The sequence below is a fragment of the Nevskia ramosa DSM 11499 genome, assembly GCF_000420645.1.
Taxonomy (GTDB): domain Bacteria; phylum Pseudomonadota; class Gammaproteobacteria; order Nevskiales; family Nevskiaceae; genus Nevskia; species Nevskia ramosa.
Genome location: NZ_ATVI01000010.1, coordinates 38,759 through 58,198, shown reverse-complemented (window position 1 = coordinate 58,198; position 19,440 = coordinate 38,759). Strand labels below are relative to the sequence as shown.

The following is a 19,440-nucleotide window of genomic DNA, read 5'->3' as shown; positions in this document are numbered from 1 at the left end:
GCAAAAAGCGGCAGCCCTCGTGCTGCCGCTTTTAATTGGCCAATCGCTAATCCAGCGAACAAACGACTTGGCGCGAAACGTCTAGAGATGTATCTCTTTGATATCCACCAATTTGGGAGCCCTGTCATGGAAACCGCCAAGCTGTTCTGGTCTGGCCGCTCGCAAGCAGTGCGACTGCCGAAAGACTTCCGCATCGACGGCAGCGAGGTCCGCATTCGCCGTCACGGCGCGTCCGTGATCCTCGAACCGATCGCCAGCGACTGGGCCTGGCTCAATGCGCTATCCGGTCCGGTTGACGACGACTTCCGCGAGGCCGTAGAGCAGCAACCAGCACCCGATGCGCGCTCGGACCTCGATACGCTGTTCCGATGATGCGCTAACTGCTGGAAAGCAACGCTGTCATTGCCGCACTCAACGATGCCGAGGGGCCGTTGTTCAGGTAGCAGCGTTCACAGCAGCCGAGTGATGTCGGCATCAGCGCCGTGGTCATGCACGAACTTTACTTCGGAGCGTTCCGCAGCCAGCGCCGCGAAGCGAACCTCGGCCGCGTCGACGCCTTGCGCTTCGAGGTGCTTCCACTGGATGTCGAAGACGCCCGTCACGTCGGCGAAATCCGCGCTCTGCTCGCGGATCAGGGCACCCCGATCGGCGCCTATGACGTGCTGATCGCCGGTCAGGCCCGCGCCCGCAACCTCGTCCTGGTGACGCGCAACCTGCGTGAGTTTGACCGGGTGCCCGGGCTCGTCACGGAGAACTGGCACCCTTGAAGGCCTGTCATTCCCGCCCTCGCAGAAATGACGAGCGCTTGCGGGCATTCCGACGAGCCTGAGCAAGACGGGGAAAGTGACCGGCGTTTGGGGACCGCGCATCCCACCGATTTCCCGAGGACTGTCACGGAAGGCGGGATGCGCCTTCGGCTTTCCCGCCCTACTCAGGCTGGGCAAGTGGGCTCGATCGGCGGCTACCGCTCAAGCCGACTGAAAACCCCGATGATCGGCGTGCCGTGAGCCCGCATGGCTGGTTCGATGCGCTGGTGCAGGGCGTGGTAGCGATAGAACGGCACGCGCGGGAACAGATGGTGGATCGAGTGCAGGTTCTGCCCCATCCAGAACCACTCCAGCGGCTTCATCCACTTCGGCATGATCAGGCTGCTGGTGTTGCGATACCGGGTGGCATCCTCGTAGGGATGGTGAGGGCGGTAGGCAAACCAGTACACGGTGAAGTACGCGCCGATCAGATAGCCGACCAGAAGCAGCGTGACGTCCGACTCGCGTGCTACCAGCAACACGAAGGCCACGCGCCAGCCGATCGAGACCGACACTTCCGCCCAGTAGATCACCCGCTCCCGGAGCGGCGCCGTAGCCCAGTACTCGCGGAACAGAAAGGTGTTCTGCATCCACAGGAAGCGGAGACCGACAAGCACGACCGCCAGCAATCCGTTCCGCATGCCGCTGACGGTGAAATCAGGATCCTTGTCCGGCTGGTTGGTGTAACGGTGGTGCGTGAAATGCTCCACCCTGTGCGTGGAGAAGGGAATGCTGATCAGCGGCGCGACCAGATATCCGCAGAGATCGTTGAGCCACTGATAGCAATCCTGGCCACCGTGGATGTTGCCGTGCGCCGCCTCGTGCAGCGGCGTATACGACAGGTAGGTCAGCACGCCACAGACCGGGATCGCCGCCCACAGGGGCATCAGTCCGTTCGCGAACAAGGCGAGATTCGCGATGTAGGCCGCCAGCACCAGGACCACGAGCAGCACCGTCGGCCATGCCACCTCACCGGTGTATTCCCGGGCCATGGCGATGGCCTGCTTGTTCAGTGCGTTCAGATCCTGTTGCATGACATGCTCCCTAACCGGTTTGACGATGCGCAACCTTAGGCGCGCCCGGCTTCGCGTCACAGGACATTGCGGGCCTGCTTCGACGCATTTCCGGCCAGACATGGCGAGGCGGGGGTAACCGCAGGGGAGAGGGAACAGGATTGTCCGAGGACACGAGCATCCGCCACCCGATGGCGATCGGCCAGGTCATGGTCAACTTCGCCGCGCGCTACGGCGTGGACGTGGAGACCTGCCTGATGGGCACTGGAATCCGGGAGGCCCAGTTGCACGAGGCCGATGTGTTGATCGAGCGGCATCAAGAGATGCGTCTGATCGAGAACCTGATCCTGGCGCTGCCCGAGGTGCCGGCGCTGGGATTCGAACTGGGGCTTCAGTACAACGTCTCCACGTTCGGCATCTGGGGCTTCGCGCTGCGCATCAGCCGTACGCTGCACGAGGCTTTCGACTTCGCGATCCGCTACCTGCCGCTGAGCACGGCTTACTGCCGGTTCGCGACCTGGTCCGACGCCGAGGAGTTCGCTGTCTCCGCCGATCCTGATGCCATCCCTCAGCATCTCCGCCAGTTTCTGCTGGAGCGCGATACGGCGACCGGGATCCATCTGTTCCGCGAACTCGGACTATCCGGCATCCCGATCAAGAGAATCGAATATCAGGGCCGCGCGCCCGATCACGCCGCACGCATCGAGTCGTTGTGCGGTGTCGCCCCCCGATACGGATGTCCGCGCAATGCGATCGTGCTGCGGCGACAGGACGCGGAAATGCTCCTGCCGATGTACGACCCGCACCTGGTGCGCTTGCTGGAGGATCAGTGCCGTGCCCAGCTGGAGCGTCGCCAGGTCGCCGGCGTTGCCGGGCAGGTCCGTCAACTGATCCTCGGGCCCCTGGGCCTGGTCGCATCGATCGAGGCCGTGGCCCAGCAGCTTGCGATGGCGCCGCGCAGCCTGCGTCGCAGGCTGGAAGAGGAGAAGACCAGCTTTCGCGATCTGGTGGACACGGAGCGAAGGCAACTCGCGGTTCAGCTGCTGACCGGCACCGAGATGAAGCTCGACGAGATGGCGCTGCAACTGGGCTACAGCGATACGGCCAGTTTCACGCGAGCCTTCCGTCGCTGGTTCGATCGCGCGCCCGGCGAGTACCGCAAGGCGCGAGGACGGTGAGAAGCAATCGACATCCCGCGAAGGCGGGCATCCAGTTTCCAGCCGTAGCGTTCCGCATCAAAGCTGGACTTCCGCTCTCGCGGGAATGATGAATGTTCGGACGGAAAAGCCCTACCTCAAGCCGCAACCCCGATCGCCTTCGCGGCCCGCTTCAGCGGCGTGACTTTCGGGCGCTCGTTGAGGTGGTCGATCTCGACCCAGCGGATGACGGAGATCTTGCCGTTCATGTCTTCGGCCAGCGCGGTGCAGCTTTCCACCCAGTCGCCGCAGTTGTGGTACTCGACGCCGTTGATGTCGCGGATCTCGGCGTGGTGGATGTGGCCGCAGACCACGCCATCGAGGCCGCGGCGCTTGCACTCGCGGGCCACGGCTTCTTCGAAGCTGGAGACGATGCTGACCGCGTTCTTGACCTTCTGCTTCGCGTACGCCGACAGCGACCAGTAGCGCAGCCCGGCCATCGCCCGCAGGCGATTGAACCAGTAGTTGGTGTGCATCATCGTTTCGTAGGCCATGTCGCCGGCCAGCGCTACCCAGCGGTGATAGCGAGTGATGACGTCGAAGTAGTCGCCATGCAGCACCAGCAGCTTGCGGCCGTCGGCGGTCTCGTGGATGGCTTCGTTGACCAGCTTGATGTTGCCGATTTCCAGGCGGTAGTCGACGAACTTGCGCAGGAACTCGTCGTGGTTGCCGGTCACATAGATCACCTGGGTCTCGCGCTTGGCCTTGGTCAGGATCTTGCGGATGACGTTGGTGTGTTCCTGCGGCCAGTACCAGCCGCTCTTCAGCTTCCAGCCGTCAATGATGTCGCCGACCAGATAGAGCGTGTCGCAGTGGTTGCGCTTGAGGAAATCGGTCAGGAACTCGGCCTTGCAGCCGGGCGTGCCGAGGTGGATGTCGGACAGCCAGATGGTGCGGTAGTGATACGTGGCCTTATCCGGCTTGTCCGGATGCGCGATCTTCGCCATTGCGCTTCTCCCATGGGGTCGTGGTTTTCGCGCGCAGTATCGGAGCCGATTGTGACAAGCCGGAGAAAAGCCGGGCCTGGGTCTGTTTGAACGGCTGCCCGGCATGACAAACGTCATCCCGCCACGATGACGTTCGGGACTGTCTCGGGTCGTCCCGAATACCTACTGTCGAGCCCATGAAGGTCGGTTTTTCCGGCCAGTGACGGAACCGGTTTCCACTATGCTTGTGGCACTCCTTTTACCTTCTCCTTACAGGCCATGGACGACAAATCCGCGTTGCTCGATCAGCTCCGTATCGATCGCAGCAACGAACCCGAGGACAGCGGCCATGGCGGGAGGAAATGGTGGATCGCCGGCGTGTTGCTGCTCATCGGCGCCGGCGTTGCCTGGTTCGTCTTCGGCAAGCCTGCGGGCCTGCCGGTGACCGTCGCCACCGCAAAAGCTGCGGCGTCGAACGGCAGCGCCGGTGGCAGTTCGCTGCTCGATGCCGCCGGTTATGTGGTCGCCCGCCGCGCGGCGACCGTGTCCGCCAAGATCACCGGTCTGGTCACCGAGGTGCTGATCGAGGAAGGCAGCCGGGTGGAGGCCAACCAGATCGTCGCCCGGCTCGATGACACCAACATCCGCGCTTCGCTCGAACAGGCGCGCGCGCAGCTGGAATCGTCCCGTGCCAGCGCCACCCAGGTGAAGGTCAACGTCGCCAATGCCGAGCGCGATGTGTCTCGGCGCAAGGGGCTGGTCGAGCAGAAGTTCATCAGCGTTGCCGAACTCGATACCGCGCAGACCACGCTCGATGGCCTGCGCGCCAGCTACAACGTGGCGGAGCGCAATGTCGCGGTCGCGGCACGCGCCGTCGATGTCGCCCAGCGCAGCTTCGACGACACCACGGTGCGCGCGCCGTTTGCCGGCGTGATCACCGTGAAGGCGGCGCAGGTCGGCGAAATCGTGTCACCGCTGTCGGCCGGCGGCGGCTTCACGCGCACCGGCATCGGCACCGTCGTCGACATGGATTCGCTGGAAGTGGAAGTCGACGTCAACGAGAACTTCATCAACCGGGTCACCGCCGCCCAGCCGGCAGTGATCAAGCTCAACGCCTATCCGGACTGGAGCATTCCTGCCGAAGTGATCGCGGTGATCCCGACCGCCGATCGCACCAAGGCGACGGTGAAGGTGCGAGTCGCGTTCAAGGAAAAGGACGCCCGCGTGCTGCCGGAAATGGGCGCCCGCGTGTCCTTCCTCGGCGCCGCGCCGAAGGCCGGCAGCCCGGAGCCGGCGGGTGTCATCGTGCCGTCCACCGCCGTGCTCGGCAGCGGCCAGCCCAATGGAACTACAGGAGCCGTGTTCCTGATCCGCGGCAAGACCGTGGAACGCCGCGCGGTGAAACTCGGTGCGAAATCCGGCAGCGAACAGACGGTGATCGCCGGGCTCAACGCCGGCGACCGCATTGCCATCGGCGATCTGGCCAAGCTCAAGGATGGCGATGTCGTGCGCATCACCACCGCAGACGCCAAGCCGTGAACGCCGCTCGCCGATTGACCACGCTGGCGTTGCTGCTGCTGTCGGCGCCGGTGAGCACCTTGGCGGCGAACCAGGCGCAGCTGATCGAAATCCGCAGCAGCCCGTGCATCGCCTGCGATGCGATGTCGCAGCAGTTGCGTGGCGATCCGCGCTGGGCGGCGCTATCCGCACGCATCTCGGTGCGCACGCTGGATCGCGATCAGGCGGAAGCCGCCGATCTGCTGAAGCAGCATCCGGTCGGCCGCCTGCCGAGCTGGCTGCTGCTGAATGCCGATGGCGAGGAAATGGGCCGAGTGGCTGGTGCCGTGAGCGCTGACGCCTTCCACGCCCGCATCAGCCAGCTGCTGGCCCAGCGCACCACCTTGAAGGCGCGCCGCTATCGCACCACCGACACCACGGCCGAAGGCGCGGCGGCCACCGCGGAAGCACTGGAAAGCTTCCACGCGCAAGGTCTGGGCGATGCCGGCTTTGCCTGGTGGATGCGCCTGCCGCTCGCGGTGCGCGGCCAGCACACCGGCACCGTGGCTGTGCAGCGCTGGCGCAACCGCATCGAATTCCTGCAGGCCGCCCAGCGCGGCCAGCCGATGGAATCCGATATCGGCGGCCAGAAAGTGCTCGCCGATCCCGCGCTCGGTTGCGACCGCGGCCTGGAACTGGATCGCTATGTCGCATCGACCATCGGCCTGCCCGCCGAGACGCGGCGCAATCATCTGCAAGCGCAGTTGCCGGCGATGCAGGCCGAACTGGCACGCGGCTGGTTCAGCGAAGCGCCAGCCTGCGTCGACGGGGCTTCGCTGCTGCTGGCAACGGCCGATCTGTACGCGGCCCTCGATGACGCGCCCGCCGAACGCGCACTGCTGAAACGAGCCGCTGCAGACACCGAACGACGACTGGCCGGCAAGCCGCTTTCGTCCGACCCGGCACTGGCTGGCCTGCAGACAGCACTGCAGGATCGCCTGAACCAACTCGACACCGAATCTCACCCAGGAGCTGCCCGATGAGCACCCTCGTCTCCATTCGCGGCGTGGCCAAGCGCTACACCCGTGGCAAGCAGACCGTCGACGTGCTGCAAGCGCTCGACCTCGACATCGCCAGCGGCGACTTCCTCGCGCTGATGGGCCCCAGCGGCTCGGGCAAGACCACCTTGCTGAACCTGATCGGCGGCCTCGACAAGCCCAGCGCCGGCGAGATCGTCGTCGACGGCAAGCGCATCGATCAGTTGTCCTCCGGCCAGCTCGCCCAATGGCGCGCCCGCCACGTCGGCTTCGTATTCCAGTTCTACAACCTGCTGCCGGTGCTCAGCGCTGAAGCCAATGTCGAACTGCCGCTGCTGCTCACCTCCCTGAGCAAGGCGCAGCGGAAGAAGAATGTGGCCGCTGCGCTTGCCGTCGTCGGCCTCGCCGATCGCGCCACGCACAAGCCGAGCGAGCTGTCCGGCGGCCAGCAGCAGCGTGTCGCCATCGCCCGCGCCCTGGTGGCCGACCCCACCCTGCTGGTCTGCGACGAACCCACCGGCGATCTCGATCGCAAGACCGCCGACGAAATCCTCACCCTGCTGCAACAGCTGAACCGCAACCATGGCAAGACCATCGTCATGGTCACGCATGATGCGAAGGCTGCGGAGTATGCGACGCATCGGCTCGATATGGATAAGGGCGCCTTGGTCGGAGACGTGCCTTGAATGGCACGTCTCCGACCAAGGCGGCCCGCACATGGATGTGCGGGCGGGGCGTAGCGCGTGAAGGACACGGCCTCGCCAGGGACGGCATGAAACACGTCAACGCGAAAGGGAACGCGGTGACTCGCATTAACCGCCAGAACAGCCCGAAGTGATCCCATGAAATTCCTGCCATTGGTCTGGGCCAACCTGTTCCACAAGAAAACCCGTCTGATCCTGACGCTGCTGAGTCTGATCGCCGCGTTCATGCTGTTCGGCCTGTTGCAGGCGGTCAGCGTGCTGTTCAGCTCGGGCGCCGATTTCGTCGGTGCCAACCGCCTGATCACGCAAGCCAAGGTCAGCTTCACGCAGCCCTTGCCGTTGTCGCTGCTGACCCGCATCGAATCGGTGCCCGGCGTGGCCCGCGTCGCCTGGTCGCAGTTCTTCGGAGGCATCTACATCGACGAGCGCAACTTCTTCGCGCAGTTCGCGGTGGACCCGGAACGCCTGCTCGATGCCTACCCCGAATGGATTTTGCCGGCCGAGCAGCGCGAAGCCTTCACGCGCACCCGAACCGGCGCCATCGTCGGCCGCAAGCTCGCCGAAAAGTACGGCTTCAAGATCGGTGACAAGGTGCCGCTGAAGTCCTTCATCTTCACCCGCAAGGACGGCGGCAGTTCCTGGGAATGGGACGTGGTCGGCATCTTCGACGGCAAGGACGACGACTGGGCCGGCCGCTCGAATCTGATGTATCTGAACTTCGGCCAGTTCGATGAAGCCCGCCAGTTCGGCCAGGGCTCGGCCGGCGTCTACATCGTCCGCGTCGATAACCCGGACGATTCAGAACGGATCGCGAAGGCCATCGACACCCAGTTCGAGAACTCGCCGGACGAAACCAAGACCCAGACCGAGAAGGACTGGAACCTGAGCTTCGTGCGCCAGATCGGCGACATCGGCCTGATCGTCACCGGCATCCTCGGCGCGGTGTTCTTCACCATCCTGCTGGTGATCGGCAACACCATGAGCCAGGCAGTGCGCGAACGGATTCCCGAATTCGCGGTGCTGAAGACCCTCGGTTTCAGCGACGGCCAGGTCACCGGCCTGGTGCTCGCCGAAGCCTTGCTGCTGTGCTTCGTCGGCGCCGCAATCGGCATGGTGTTCGCGATCGGCGCGGCCAAGGGCGTCAGCGGCGCACTGAACGGCGCGCCGGTGGCCGTGCAGCCGATCGTCTGGGCGCAGGCCTTCGTGACGATGCTGTTGCTGGCGTTTGCGGTGGGGATTTTCCCGGCGCTGCGCGCAAGAAGACTGCAAATAGTCGACGCGCTCGCAGGGCGATGAAACTGCCATGCGAGCGCTGCGGACATCCTGTCAAGACCGGGCCATCCATGGCCCGGACTATTCAAACAAGCGGGAGCTGATCGATGAAGTTCTTGGCCCAGATGTTCAAGCTGATCAGCATCAACCTGAAAAGCGTGCCGGCGCGCTGGGGCGCAACGCTGGTGATCGTCGTCGGCCTGGCGGGTGTCGTCGGCGTGGTCACCGCGCTGCAGTCGATGTCCGCCGGCATGGTTGCTACCTTGCGCGCCACCGGCAGCGCCGATCGCGCGATCGTGCTTCGCGGCGGCTCGAACTCGGAACTGTCGAGCTTCTTCACCCGCGATCAGGCCATCGTCATCGAGCAGGCACCGGGTGTCGCGAAAGGCGAGGACGGCAAAGCACTCGCTTCCGGCGAACTGAGCCTGATCGCCGAACGGCCGCTGCGCCGCTCGAATACCGACAGCAATGTCTCGCTGCGTGGCATCGGCCCCGCCGGCTTCGCGATCCGCCCGGAACTGCAGATCGTCGAAGGCCGCAGCTTCAAGCCTGGCTTGCAGGAACTGATCGTCGGCCTGAAAGCGCGCGAGCAGTTCGTCGGCCTGGACATCGGCAGCGCCGTGCAGATCCGCGGCTCGCAATGGACCGTGGTCGGCGTCTTCTCATCGAACGGCGATGCCCATGAATCCGAAGTGCTGGCCGACATCGAAACCGCGCAGTCGGCGTTCCGCCGAAACGGCTATTCCTCGCTGCTGGTGAAGCTCGACGACCCATCCGCATTTCAGGCCTTCAAGGACAGCCTGACCACCGACCCGCGCCTGCAGGTCGATGTTCAGAACGAAATCGAGTACTTCTCGTCGCAGTCGCGCAGCTTCACCAAGACCATCGGCGTGCTGGTCAGCGTCGTCGGCGTGATCATGGGCTTCGGCGCCATCTTCGCCGCACTGAACACCATGTACTCGGCCGTCGCAGCCAGAACCGTAGAGATCGCCACCCTGCGCGCGCTCGGCTTCGGCGGCGGCGTGGTCATCGCCGCAACGGTGATGGAAGCCATGGTCCTCGCCCTGATCGGCGGCCTGATCGGCGCCATGGGCGCCTATGCCTTCTTCAATGGCTACACCGTCTCGACACTCGGCGCCGGCTTCACCCAGGTCGCCTTCAGCTTCCGCGTGACGCCGACTCTGCTGATCAATGGGCTGGTATTGAGTCTGTTCGTCGGCTTTCTGGGTGGATTCTTTCCGGCACTGCGGGCGGCGCGGATGCAGATTGCGGTGGCTTTGCGGGCAGCTTGAGGGCGGCTTTCAAACAACATGAGATCTACGTATTGGGACGCGATCGTGCTGGCCCTCGAATCACGTGATGTCGAGACTGCTGTCGCAGCCGCAACGAAGCTTCATGCAGAGGCCACTCTCGACGACGTCCCGAAACTACTGGATTTGCTAAAGAACGGTCGTGATTTTTTCGTTCGAGAGGCTGCCGCGTGGCCCTTGGCGGAACTCACAGGGCCAACAGTGATTCGCGAGTTGCTTATCGCCTATCAGCTGGGCTTTGAAGAAGGACATGACAACGATGGGTTTACCGCAGCGCTACTTGAAATTCCTGCGCTGCAGCCATCGGAAACCAGACGTAGCTTGGAAGACTTGGCCGGCAGTGAAACTGCGCACATCCGCCAGCATGCACGGTGGCTATTAAAGTTCTGTAATTGAAGCGTGGCAAAGCCCGCGTAGGGCAGGAAAGCCGCAGGCGCATCCCGCCTTTCGCGATACGCCGAACGGCGGGATGCGCGACCCTACCCCCTAGTTTCAAAGAGAGATCCATGACCAGCCCCTGCGACCGCAACAGAAAGAACGTCATTGCCTTCTACGAGCTGATGTTCAACGAATGCCGCCCTGCCGAAGCGATCGAACGCTACGCGGGCGCGACCTACATTCAGCACAACCCTCGCGTGGCCGATGGCAAGCAGGGCTTCATCGATTACTTCGAGCGAATGGGCAAGGAATATCCGGGCAAGCGGCTGCACATCAAACGCACGGTGGCCGAAGGCGATCTGGTGGTCATTCACTGGCATCAGGAATGGCCTACCGATCAGGACAAGGACTGGGCCGGCATCGATATCTTCCGGCTCGATGGTGACGGCAAGATCGTCGAGCATTGGGATGTCTTGCAGGCGGTTCCGCAAGAAGCCGCGCACGGCAACACGATGTTCTAGTCACGAGAAGTGCGCGGTATTGCCCTACTCTCCGTTTCATCAGCAGCGCCACCAAGGAAGGAAGCCATGCAGCAGTTGACCCCCGCAGGACAGAACGTGGTTGATGATCTGGCCCGCCGTTACAACCTCAGCCAGAACGCGGTGATGGAGATGCTGGTTGCGGTCAATCAGGGCGGCGGCTTCATGGCGCAGTTCTGGTGCGGCGAACTCGGCGGTGGTGGCCAGTGGATGCGCGGCGGCATGACCATGGTTGGCGACATGTTCAACCACGGCTTGAAGAACACGGTCGACAACCTCTGCAATGACTTGTCCAACGCGCTGGCCAACACGCAGATGTTTCCAGTGGCGCCTCCCGGCTCGCGCAACAGCAACCAGTGGTGGCCCGGCGATCTCGGCAGCCCGTTCAGCAGCGGTGGCCAGAACAACATCCGCTATGCCGTATTTCCGCAGCGGCTGGCGGTGGAACTCAATGGTCAGGTCACGGTGTACGACACGCTCGATCACAGCATCGGCGGCGTCAGCCAGCAGCAGGGTGGCGATAGCTCGCTGAGCTTCAGCAGCCAGTTCGGCACGGTGTCGGTCAATAGCCTGCCGATCGTCTCCGGCCCGGGCCTGCCGCAAGCGCCGCAGCACAATTTCGCGACTCAGGCTCCGCCGATGGCATCGGAACCGCAGCCAAGCGCCACGCCGTCTTGGAACCCGCCGCCGCAGCCGAGCTTCGATCCGCCGCCTGCCAGCGCGCAGCGATCCGGCAACGCCTCGTCGTCCGACGACTTGATCGGCCTGATCGAAAAGCTGGCCCGGTTGCGTGATGCCGGTGCGCTGACCGATCAGGAGTTCAACGCCAAGAAGAGCGAGCTGCTGGGCCGCCTCTGAAGCGACGCGCAGGCTTCGCGGCGGGATGCGCGGTGTAGCCACTTTCCCGCCCTACAATCGAGCCCTCCGCGTTTTCTGCCGGCGAGGCTGCCCATGAATGCATCCACTTTCCTGCTGTCGCCTCGCGCATTGCGCGAACGCTTCGTCGACCGCGCCACCGCGAAGTTCGCGCGCAACGTGCCGGACTTCGTTCGGCTGCAGGCCTTGGTCGCTGCACAAGGTGGGCGCTTCCTGAACGATCACGGCGCGATCCGCACGGCGGACCCGGCGGTGGCGGCGCTGTTCGTTCGCGCCGCTCGCGTGCTCGGCCTGCAGCGCGAGCGTGGCTATGCGTTCCCGGCCAAGAAGCTGGTCAGCTTCGATCTGCAGGTGGTCGGCGATGACGCGCATCAGTTCAAGGTGTTCGTCAGCGAAGTCGATCTCGCCGCGTTTCCGCCGGCGGTTTCAGCGCTGGTTCGCGAGGACTGCGCGACGCAGACCGCCGCTGTCGATCACGGCGCGTTCATCGCGCTGATTGCGAAGGCCGAAGCGCAGGGCGGCTTGAACGAGGCCGACGCCGAAGCTTTCATCGCGCATTTCGTCGACGTGCTGATGGCACGCAACGGCCCGCCAATGCAGCGGGCGACACTCGATGCGGTGGCCGCCGTTTCCGGCGAAGCGGCCAGTGCGCTGGCGTTGGGCCCGGACTTCAATCACGTCACCATCGACGTGCCATCCGCTGGCTTCGGCGGCATCGAAGCGATGACCGCGGCGATGCTCGCGGCCGGCTTCACGATGCTGCCGGCGATTCAGGGCGCGCCCGGCACCAAGCTACGCCAGACGGCGACGATGGCCGCGACGATGGCGACACCGGTGCTGGAAGCCGACGGCAGCGTCGGCAACGCGCAAAGCGAGAAGCAGTTCGTCGAGATCATCGAGCGCGCACAGGCTGTTGATGCCGATGGTGCGCTGCTCTGGGCCGATGACGGCTCGCCGCTGATCTTCCGCAACTTCCTCGCTGCGAACGCCGAGAAGATCTTCGATGCGGCGTCGACGCGTGGCAGCGGAGCTGCGACGAACTGCTAGCGTTCCATGAGCTGAATGGACGCATGAAATTCTGTCATGCCCGCGCAGGCGGGCATCCAGTTCTGGCCGTAGCGCACCGCATCGAAACTGGATTCCCGCCTACGCGGGAATGACAGGGACTTGTAAGCCTTAGCGCCCCGTTATCGCCTCGATCGCCGGCGTCAGCGCCAGATCGACTCTCAGGCCCACGACCAGCGCATCGTCGAGATCGCGGGTCCGGCTGGGCTCGGAGAAGCTGTCCGGGTGGATGATGTAGTGCAGATTCGGCGCGACTCTCAGCAGCTTGCTCACCTGAATGCCGTAGCTCAGTTCCATCAGGTATTGGCTGTTGGCGGGCGTGTCGCCGCCGCCGGCCGCGTCGCGAGCCAGGCGCAGATTCTCCAGCGCCGCGCCGCTGTAACGCTGGCGGTTGATGACGAAGGCCAGGGTGTCGCGGTCACGGCCGGCGAAGGTGCCTTTCTGGACGAAGCCGAGTTCGAGGAAGCGATCCTGCGTCAGCTCGCCGGAAGTGCCCCAGAGCGCTGCGCCGAACAGGATCAGGCCGCGGGGGCTGCTGCGATCCGGCCGGGTGACTTGCTGCTCGAAGCGCGCGAACACGCCGGAGCGTTCGCTGCGTGAAGCATAGGGCTGGCCGCTGACCAGGGCCGCGTTGCCGTTCGCATCGCGCAATGGATCGCTGTAGCGCGAGGTATCACGCCAGCCGCCGATTTCATAGAAGGCTGGCAGCCGCGCCTGCGCCGGCGAGCTGCGATAACCGAGCGCCACCGGGGCGATCACGCCGGTGGCGTCGGCGATGCCCCAGTTCAGACCGTGCTGGTTATCGCGCGCCTGCAGCGGGTTAATCTCGAAGACACCGGCGTGGATGTAGATCTGCGGCGTGAGGAAGGTTTTCACGTAGCCGCCCCAGCTCGACACCGGCCAGTAGGTGAAGCCGCTGGTGCGGAACACGAAGGTAGGATTGCCGCAGGCGGAGTTGGTCTGGAAGTAGTTGCACAGCTCCGAGCCGAGGAAATGGATGTTGGCGACGGTGCGCCCGGCCTCGATGATCACGCGGTCATCGAACAGCTTCTGCTCGATCGTCAGGTTCGCCAGCCGCTCGGTCTGCGCGCCCCAGATTTCCTGCACCGAGACGCTGTTGCCGATCTCGTCGATCGCCAGATTGTCGCCATGCCGGCTCGCCACATAGAGCTTGAACTTGGCACCCTGCCAGCCGATCAGGCGGCCGAAGTCGGCTTCCGCGCCGACGAAGAACTGCCCGGCGTAGGCGCTGCCGCGCTTCTTGCCGCCATCGACCAAGGCCGCCGATTCGCCGGTGTAGCTGGCGAGCAAGGCATAGCCGTGATCCTCGTAACTACCGGCAAGCGCGGACAGCGAGCACAGCAGGGCCAGCAGGGCGGCCAGTGGCCGCCCGAGGTACATCGTCATGGGTTTCTCTTGGCGGGCGCAGCCCGCCGGTGCAGGGTCAGGCCACCGTAGCCAGGGGTGCAGGTTTCTTGAGGACGCGCAGCGCGACCGCGGTGAGCACCGTGCCGACCACCAGCGCCAGCAGATAGCCGCCGAGTGAAGTCACCGCGTTCGGGATCGGCAGCACGAAGACGCCGCCATGCGGCACTTTCAGTTCTGCGCCGAAGGACATCGAGATCGCCCCCGCCACAGCCGAGCCGAGCACCAGCGAGGGAATCACCCGCAGCGGATCACGAGCCGCGAACGGAATCGCGCCCTCGGTGACGAAGGCCAGGCCGAGCACCGCCGCTGCGCTGCCGGCTTCGCGCTCTTCTGCCGTGAAGCGATCGGCGAACAAGCGGGTGGCCAGTGCCACGCCGAGCGGTGCGGTCATGCCACCGACCATCGCCGCCGCCATCGGGCTGTAGACCTCGCTGGCCAGCAGGCCGGTCGAGAACGCATAGGCGGCCTTGTTGACCGGCCCGCCCATGTCGAAGGCCATCATCCCGCCGAGCAGCAGACCGAGCAGGATCGCGCTCGAACCCTGCATGCCGCGCAGCCAGGTGGTCAGCGCGGCGAGCAATTCGGCGACCGGCCCGCCGACGACGTAGATCATCGCGAGGCCGGTCAGCAGGGTGCCGAGCACCGGCAGGATCAGAACCGGCTTCAGCCCTTCCAGATTGCGCGGCAGCTTGATGTGGCGGTTCAGCCAGTCCGTGCCATAGCCGGCGATGAAGCCGGCCGCGATGCCGCCGAGAAAACCGGCGCCGAGATTGGCCGCGACCAGGCCGCCGATCATGCCGGGCGCGATGCCGGGCCGATCGGCGATCGAGTACGCGAGGTAGCCGGCGAGCGCCGGCACCATCAACACCAGCGCCGCCTTGCCGCCAATCTGGAACAGCGCGTGGGCCAAGGTGCCGCGATGGGCATCGTCATAGGCGTAGATGCCGCCGAACGCGAAGGCGAGCGCGATCAGCAGGCCGCCGGCGACCACGAACGGCAGCATGAACGACACGCCGGTCATCAGATGCTTGTACGGGCCGCTGCGGGCGTTCGCTTCAGCCTTCTTCGCGTTCGGTGCCGGCGCAGCACCGCCGTGCACCGTGGCCTCGGCCAGCGCCCGCGTCAGCAGCGCCTTGCCATCGTTGATCGCCGGCTTGGTCGCCGATTTGAGCAGGCGCTTGCCGGCAAAGCGGGCGAGATCGACTTCGCGATCGGCGGCGATGACCACGACATCGGCGGCGCGGATCTCGGCGTCGCTCAGTCCATCCCGTGCGCCGACCGAACCCTGGGTTTCGACGCGGATCACATGGCCCAGCGCTTTCGCCGCCTGCTGCAAGCCTTCGGCGGCCATGAAGGTGTGGGCGATGCCGGTCGGGCAGGACGTGACGGCAACGATGTGCATCTGCGTGACAACGGCCTTGGCTGGCGGCGGTTCCGGCAGCCGGGCGAGCACGGCCGCGGCATCGCTCAACACGTCTTCGATGCTGACCGCGGTGGTCTGCAGGCTGGCGAAACGTTCGGCGTCGAGATCTTCATTGCCGACCAGCAGCACGCGGCCGGCGCTGGCGATCTGCGCATCGCCGAGCGCGTTCAGCACGCCGCGATCGCTGCGCACTTCCACGGCGAAGACCGCGCCAATGGCCTGCGCCGCGCGGCGCAGTGCTTCAGCGGCGAGCAGCGCATGGGTGCTGCGCGCGCCGGCGCCGATGACGGCGATGGTGGTGGTCATTGCGGGTCTCCGTGCGGCTGGCTGCGTTTGGTTTGACTGATCGGGCTGAGTCCCTCACCCCCACCCCTCTCCCGGGGGGAGAGGGGAAACGGTTGCGCTTTGCTTCGTCGATCAGCTTCGCGACCCAGCCTTTGAATCTGTACTTGCTTCGCCAGCGCCAGCACCTGTTCGCGCGGAGGCAGATGGGCACCGTCGCAGCCGAGTTTCGCTGCAGCAAACGCGGTGGCCAGACGTGCGAGATCTTCGAGCGAGGCGTCGGCGAGCAGTGCGGCAGTCAATCCCGCGACCATCGCGTCGCCGGCGCCGACGGTGCTGCCGACCGCGACCGGCAGCGGCTTGGCCTGCACGATCTCGTCCCCACGCAGGAACAGCGCGCCGTCCGCACCTTGCGAGATCGCGACCAGCACGATGCCGCGTGTCTGCAGCTCGCGCGCCGCGGCGATCAGCTCGGCCTGCGTCGACAGCGCGCGGCCGGCCCAGGCTTCGAGTTCGTGGCGGTTCGGCTTCACGGCGTACGGCAATGCGTCGCGCGGTGCATCGAGTGCGGCCACCAGCGGCGCACCGCTGGTATCGAGCACGCAGCGCACGCCGCGCGCCGCCAGTTCGGCAATCAGCCGCGCATAGCTGTCATCGGCCAGACCGGCCGGCAGGCTGCCGGCGAGCACGACGATGCTGCCGGCGGTGCTGTGCGCCAGAAGCCTGGCGCGCACGGCATCGAAGTCAGCACCATCGACGACCAGGCCCGGCAGATTGATGTCCGTGGTGTCGGCGGCTTCGAGATCGAGCAGCTTGACGTTGGTGCGGGTGTCGCCGGGCCGGCGCACGAAACCATCGGCGATCTGCTTGGCGGCGAACAGCGCGTCGAAGGCTGTGGCATTGCCGGCGCCGAGCACGCCGGTGACGGCAGTGGCGACGCCCCAGTCGGCGAGACAGGAAGCGACGTTGACGCCCTTGCCGGCGACATCGATGCGCACCGAGCGAGCACGATGCACTTCGCCGAGGCGCAGGCGATCAAGGGTGATGGTCTGGTCCAGCGCCGGGTTCAGGGCGACGGTCAGCACGGGTGCGCTCATGACGCGGCTCCGTCCAGCGCGCGAACTTCGGCCGCGGTCTCGCAGGCCAGCGCGCGTTCGGCCAGCGTCCGCAGCGCGTCGACGCGGCTACCGCGCAGGCGCGATTTCACCGCGGCGATCTCGCGCGGCGTCATCGACAGTTCCTGCACGCCAAGCCCGGCGAGCAATGCCGCGCCGAACGGATCGCCGGCCAGCCCGCCGCAGACGCCGACCCAGCGGCCGTGGCGAGCCGCACCTTCGACGGTGAGCCGGATCAGGCGCAGCACCGCCGGGTGCAGGCTGTCGGCTTCGGCAGCGAGTTCCGGGTTCTGGCGATCTATGGCCAGCGTGTACTGGGTGAGGTCGTTGGTGCCGATCGAGAAGAAGTCGGCATGGCGGGCCAGCACATCGGCCTGGATCGCGGCGGCCGGCACTTCGATCATGATGCCGAGCGGCACGAACGGCGCCGCCAGCTCGATGCGGATGCGCTCGCAGATCGCCCGCAGCGCCAGGATTTCCGGCACCGAGGTGATCATCGGAAACATGATCTTCAGCTGGGCACCGTCCTGCGCGGCACGATACAGCGCGCGTAGCTGCGGCTCCAGCAGATCGGCGCGGCGCAGCAGCAGGCGCGCGCCACGGACGCCGAGAAACGGGTTTTCCTCGTGCGGCAGATCGAGATGGGCGACCTGCTTGTCGCCACCGATGTCGAGCGCGCGGACGATCAGCGGCCGGCCGCCGAGCGCCTGTGCCATCGCCACGTAGATCGCGTGCTGCTCGTCCTCGCTCGGCGTCGATGCCCGTTCCAGGAACAGGAATTCGGTGCGCATCAGGCCGACGCCTTCCGCACCCTGCTCCAGCGCCATCGCGGCCTGCTCGGGCAGGTTGATGTTGGCGCCGATGTCGACCGCATGACCGTCGACGGTGACTGCCGGCTGGCTGCGGCTTTCGGCTTCGCGAGCGCGCACGGCGGCCTGTTCGGCGATCCAGGCCCGAGCCGAACCGATCGCGGCGGGCGACGGGTTCAGATACAGGCAACCGCCGCTGCCATCGACGATCGCCGACGTGCCTTCGGCGACATCGAGCAGCGCCGCGCCGCCGCCGACCAGCGCCGGCAGGCCGAGCGTGCGGGCGAGGATCGCGGTGTGCGAAGTCGGCCCGCCCTGCCCGGTCGCCAGGCCGATGACCTTCAGCGGATCGAGCGTCGCGGTGTCCGATGGCGACAGATCGGCGGCGACCAGGATGCAGGCGTCCGGCAGCGCAGCCAGGGTGTCGCGCGCCAGCGCCGGATCGATGTTGGCGAGCACGCGGCGGCCGACGTCACGCAGGTCCGCCGCGCGGCCGGCGAGCACGGCGTTGCCGAGTGCCGAAAGCTTCGCCGCCATCCGCTCGACGGCTGCATTCCAGGACCAGGCGACGCCATGACCTTCGACCATCAACTGGCAGGTCAGGGTGATCAGATCGGTGTCGTTGAGCAGCTCGCCGTGAGCCTTGAAGATCGCGGCGTCGGCGGCGCCGAGGCGGCGCGCGGTGTCGTCAGCCAGCGCGGTCAGCTGCTGGCGCGTTGCGCACAGCGCTTCGTGCAGACGCGTGCCGCCTTCGGCGAGCGGCGTCGGGTGATCGGCGATCGGCGCTTCATCGGCAGTCAACCGATGGACGACGCCGATCGCCAGGCCCGGGCTGGCGGCAATACCGGCGATGCAGACCAGCTGCTCCGGCGGCGTCCAGCCCGGCGTCTTCGGCTGTGCGGCGCGGCGGGCGGCGAGCGCGGCATCGGCCTTTTCCTGGGCGATCAGACTGTCGATCAGGCTGCGGAAACGGGCCAGCGCAGCGGCGGCATCGCGGCCTTCGGCGGAGATGTTCAGCTGATCGCCAGCCTTGGCGCCGAGCTGCAGCAGTGCCACCAGATTCTTGGCGTCGGCCACTTCATCGCCATTGCGAACCTGCACACGCGAAGCATGGGCGCGCGCCGCTTCGACCCAGCGCGCCGCCGGCCGCGCGTGCAGGCCGGCCGGATAGCCGACCGTCCAGACGAAGGCTTCGGCGAGATCGGCGGCCGGCGCGCTGTCCGCCACCGCGATGCGGTCTTCGTCGAACGCGGCGATCAGCGCCTGCGGATCGTTGGTGGTCGCCAGCTGCGCCAGGGTCGCTTCGTCCTGGATCAGCCGGGTCAGCCGCCTCAGGATCGCCAGATGGGCATCGGATTGCGCGGCGATGGCAACCACCAGATGAGCGCGCTGGCCAGGATTCCACTCGACGCCGCCCGGCACCTGCAGGATCGCCACGCCATTGCGGCGCACCAGATGACGGTCCTCGCCCAGGCCATGCGGAATCGCCACGCCGTGGCCGAGAAAGGTGTTCGCCACCGCTTCGCGGCGCGCCATGCTGGCGGCGTACGCCGGCTCGACGCAGCCGCCGGCGATCAGCAGTTGCGCGGCTTCGTCGATCGCCTGCTGCTTGTCGACCGGGCTCGCGTTCAAGCGCACCAGTTCGCGGGACAACAGGCTGTGGGTGATGCTGCTGGACATGGCGGACTCCTCCAATGCACGTCTCGTTGTTCGTGTACTGAAATCGTTTTCATAACTACTGTCAAGCGTCCGACCGCCTGCTGC

17 protein-coding genes and 1 pseudogene are annotated in these 19,440 nt (G+C 65.8%); 12 read left to right on the top strand and 6 right to left on the bottom strand.

The genetic code is table 11. The features are described 5' to 3' along the window. Positions 1-126: 126 nt before the first annotated feature. Together G513_RS0116820 and G513_RS24475 are read left to right on the top strand one after the other, a co-directional pair. Entirely contained in the window at positions 127-372 is a 246-nt protein-coding gene (locus G513_RS0116820) for an antitoxin (protein ID WP_022978028.1), read from the top strand. 59 nt (positions 373-431) lie between these two features. Beyond that, positions 432-767 (top strand): annotated as a pseudogene (locus G513_RS24475) (type II toxin-antitoxin system VapC family toxin). Between the two features lie 194 nt (positions 768-961). Here G513_RS24475 and G513_RS0116810 read toward each other — a convergent pair. Beyond that, positions 962-1,840 (bottom strand): fatty acid desaturase family protein, encoded by an 879-nt coding sequence (locus G513_RS0116810; protein WP_022978027.1) that lies wholly within the window; start codon positions 1,838-1,840, stop codon positions 962-964. Positions 1,841-1,980: 140 nt separating this feature from the next. Here G513_RS0116810 and G513_RS0116805 point away from each other — a divergent pair, with 140 nt between their 5' ends. Continuing rightward, positions 1,981-2,997: an AraC family transcriptional regulator gene (locus tag G513_RS0116805; RefSeq protein ID WP_022978026.1), complete on the top strand. Its 1,017-nt coding sequence runs from the start codon at positions 1,981-1,983 to the stop codon at positions 2,995-2,997. A gap of 116 nt (positions 2,998-3,113) precedes the next feature. Here G513_RS0116805 and G513_RS0116800 read toward each other — a convergent pair whose 3' ends face one another. Next, a complete protein-coding gene (locus G513_RS0116800) occupies positions 3,114-3,962 on the bottom strand; it encodes a UDP-2,3-diacylglucosamine diphosphatase (RefSeq protein WP_022978025.1) in 849 nt (282 codons plus the stop codon). Positions 3,963-4,220: 258 nt separating this feature from the next. Here G513_RS0116800 and G513_RS0116795 point away from each other — a divergent pair, with 258 nt between their 5' ends. The 9 genes from G513_RS0116795 to G513_RS0116755 all read left to right on the top strand — a co-directional run bounded on the left by G513_RS0116795 (position 4,221) and on the right by G513_RS0116755 (position 12,601). Next, positions 4,221-5,480, top strand: coding sequence for an efflux RND transporter periplasmic adaptor subunit (locus tag G513_RS0116795; protein WP_022978024.1), 1,260 nt, complete (start codon positions 4,221-4,223; stop codon positions 5,478-5,480). Continuing rightward, positions 5,477-6,481 (top strand): TlpA family protein disulfide reductase, encoded by a 1,005-nt coding sequence (locus G513_RS0116790; RefSeq protein ID WP_022978023.1) that lies wholly within the window; start codon positions 5,477-5,479, stop codon positions 6,479-6,481. The genes G513_RS0116795 and G513_RS0116790 overlap by 4 nt, the downstream gene beginning before the upstream one ends. Further along, positions 6,478-7,161 (top strand): ABC transporter ATP-binding protein, encoded by a 684-nt coding sequence (locus G513_RS0116785; protein ID WP_022978022.1) that lies wholly within the window; start codon positions 6,478-6,480, stop codon positions 7,159-7,161. The genes G513_RS0116790 and G513_RS0116785 overlap by 4 nt, the downstream gene beginning before the upstream one ends. Positions 7,162-7,317: 156 nt before the next feature. Continuing rightward, entirely contained in the window at positions 7,318-8,475 is a 1,158-nt protein-coding gene (locus G513_RS0116780) for an ABC transporter permease (protein WP_022978021.1), read from the top strand. Positions 8,476-8,558: 83 nt separating this feature from the next. Further along, the gene (locus tag G513_RS0116775) at positions 8,559-9,743 is read left to right on the top strand and encodes an ABC transporter permease (protein ID WP_022978020.1); all 1,185 of its coding nucleotides are present in this window, start codon (positions 8,559-8,561) and stop codon (positions 9,741-9,743) included. A 45-nt stretch (positions 9,744-9,788) separates the two neighbouring features. Beyond that, positions 9,789-10,157, top strand: coding sequence for a hypothetical protein (locus G513_RS0116770; protein WP_156891763.1), 369 nt, complete (start codon positions 9,789-9,791; stop codon positions 10,155-10,157). Between the two features lie 110 nt (positions 10,158-10,267). After that, the gene (locus tag G513_RS0116765) at positions 10,268-10,660 is read left to right on the top strand and encodes a nuclear transport factor 2 family protein (protein WP_022978018.1); all 393 of its coding nucleotides are present in this window, start codon (positions 10,268-10,270) and stop codon (positions 10,658-10,660) included. A 66-nt stretch (positions 10,661-10,726) separates the two neighbouring features. Further along, entirely contained in the window at positions 10,727-11,536 is an 810-nt protein-coding gene (locus G513_RS0116760; protein WP_022978017.1) for an SHOCT domain-containing protein, read from the top strand. A gap of 93 nt (positions 11,537-11,629) precedes the next feature. Next, positions 11,630-12,601: a 2-oxoadipate dioxygenase/decarboxylase family protein gene (locus G513_RS0116755; protein ID WP_022978016.1), complete on the top strand. Its 972-nt coding sequence runs from the start codon at positions 11,630-11,632 to the stop codon at positions 12,599-12,601. A gap of 129 nt (positions 12,602-12,730) precedes the next feature. Here the strand turns inward: G513_RS0116755 and G513_RS0116750 are convergent, their stop codons facing one another. The 4 genes from G513_RS0116750 to ptsP are packed head-to-tail and all read right to left on the bottom strand — an operon-like array spanning position 12,731 to position 19,356. Beyond that, positions 12,731-14,026 carry a carbohydrate porin gene (locus G513_RS0116750; protein ID WP_022978015.1) on the bottom strand — a complete coding sequence of 432 codons (1,296 nt, stop codon included), beginning with the start codon at positions 14,024-14,026 and terminating at the stop codon, positions 12,731-12,733. Positions 14,027-14,063: 37 nt separating this feature from the next. Beyond that, positions 14,064-15,776, bottom strand: a complete 1,713-nt coding sequence (locus tag G513_RS0116745) for a PTS fructose transporter subunit IIC (protein WP_022978014.1) — start codon at positions 15,774-15,776, stop codon at positions 14,064-14,066. Beyond that, on the bottom strand, positions 15,773-16,849 hold the full coding sequence (gene pfkB / locus G513_RS23685; protein WP_022978013.1) for a 1-phosphofructokinase: 1,077 nt from the start codon (positions 16,847-16,849) through the stop codon (positions 15,773-15,775). The genes G513_RS0116745 and pfkB overlap by 4 nt, the downstream gene beginning before the upstream one ends. After that, positions 16,846-19,356 (bottom strand): phosphoenolpyruvate--protein phosphotransferase, encoded by a 2,511-nt coding sequence (gene ptsP / locus G513_RS0116735; RefSeq protein ID WP_022978012.1) that lies wholly within the window; start codon positions 19,354-19,356, stop codon positions 16,846-16,848. Before ptsP ends, pfkB begins: the two co-directional genes overlap by 4 nt. Positions 19,357-19,440: the final 84 nt, after the last annotated feature.

What these genes read in the sequence shown, in the direction of transcription:
- G513_RS0116820 (WP_022978028.1), top strand. Translation starts at nt 127, where the DNA reads ATGGAAACCGCCAAGCTGTTCTGGTCTGGCCGCTCGCAAGCAGTGCGA.
- G513_RS0116810 (WP_022978027.1), bottom strand. Translation starts at nt 1,840, where the DNA reads ATGCAACAGGATCTGAACGCACTGAACAAGCAGGCCATCGCCATGGCC.
- G513_RS0116800 (WP_022978025.1), bottom strand. Translation starts at nt 3,962, where the DNA reads ATGGCGAAGATCGCGCATCCGGACAAGCCGGATAAGGCCACGTATCAC.
- G513_RS0116795 (WP_022978024.1), top strand. Translation starts at nt 4,221, where the DNA reads ATGGACGACAAATCCGCGTTGCTCGATCAGCTCCGTATCGATCGCAGC.
- G513_RS0116785 (WP_022978022.1), top strand. Translation starts at nt 6,478, where the DNA reads ATGAGCACCCTCGTCTCCATTCGCGGCGTGGCCAAGCGCTACACCCGT.
- G513_RS0116780 (WP_022978021.1), top strand. Translation starts at nt 7,318, where the DNA reads ATGAAATTCCTGCCATTGGTCTGGGCCAACCTGTTCCACAAGAAAACC.
- G513_RS0116775 (WP_022978020.1), top strand. Translation starts at nt 8,559, where the DNA reads ATGAAGTTCTTGGCCCAGATGTTCAAGCTGATCAGCATCAACCTGAAA.
- G513_RS0116765 (WP_022978018.1), top strand. Translation starts at nt 10,268, where the DNA reads ATGACCAGCCCCTGCGACCGCAACAGAAAGAACGTCATTGCCTTCTAC.
- G513_RS0116760 (WP_022978017.1), top strand. Translation starts at nt 10,727, where the DNA reads ATGCAGCAGTTGACCCCCGCAGGACAGAACGTGGTTGATGATCTGGCC.
- G513_RS0116755 (WP_022978016.1), top strand. Translation starts at nt 11,630, where the DNA reads ATGAATGCATCCACTTTCCTGCTGTCGCCTCGCGCATTGCGCGAACGC.
- G513_RS0116750 (WP_022978015.1), bottom strand. Translation starts at nt 14,026, where the DNA reads ATGACGATGTACCTCGGGCGGCCACTGGCCGCCCTGCTGGCCCTGCTG.
- G513_RS0116745 (WP_022978014.1), bottom strand. Translation starts at nt 15,776, where the DNA reads ATGACCACCACCATCGCCGTCATCGGCGCCGGCGCGCGCAGCACCCAT.
- pfkB (WP_022978013.1), bottom strand. Translation starts at nt 16,849, where the DNA reads ATGAGCGCACCCGTGCTGACCGTCGCCCTGAACCCGGCGCTGGACCAG.
- ptsP (WP_022978012.1), bottom strand. Translation starts at nt 19,356, where the DNA reads ATGTCCAGCAGCATCACCCACAGCCTGTTGTCCCGCGAACTGGTGCGC.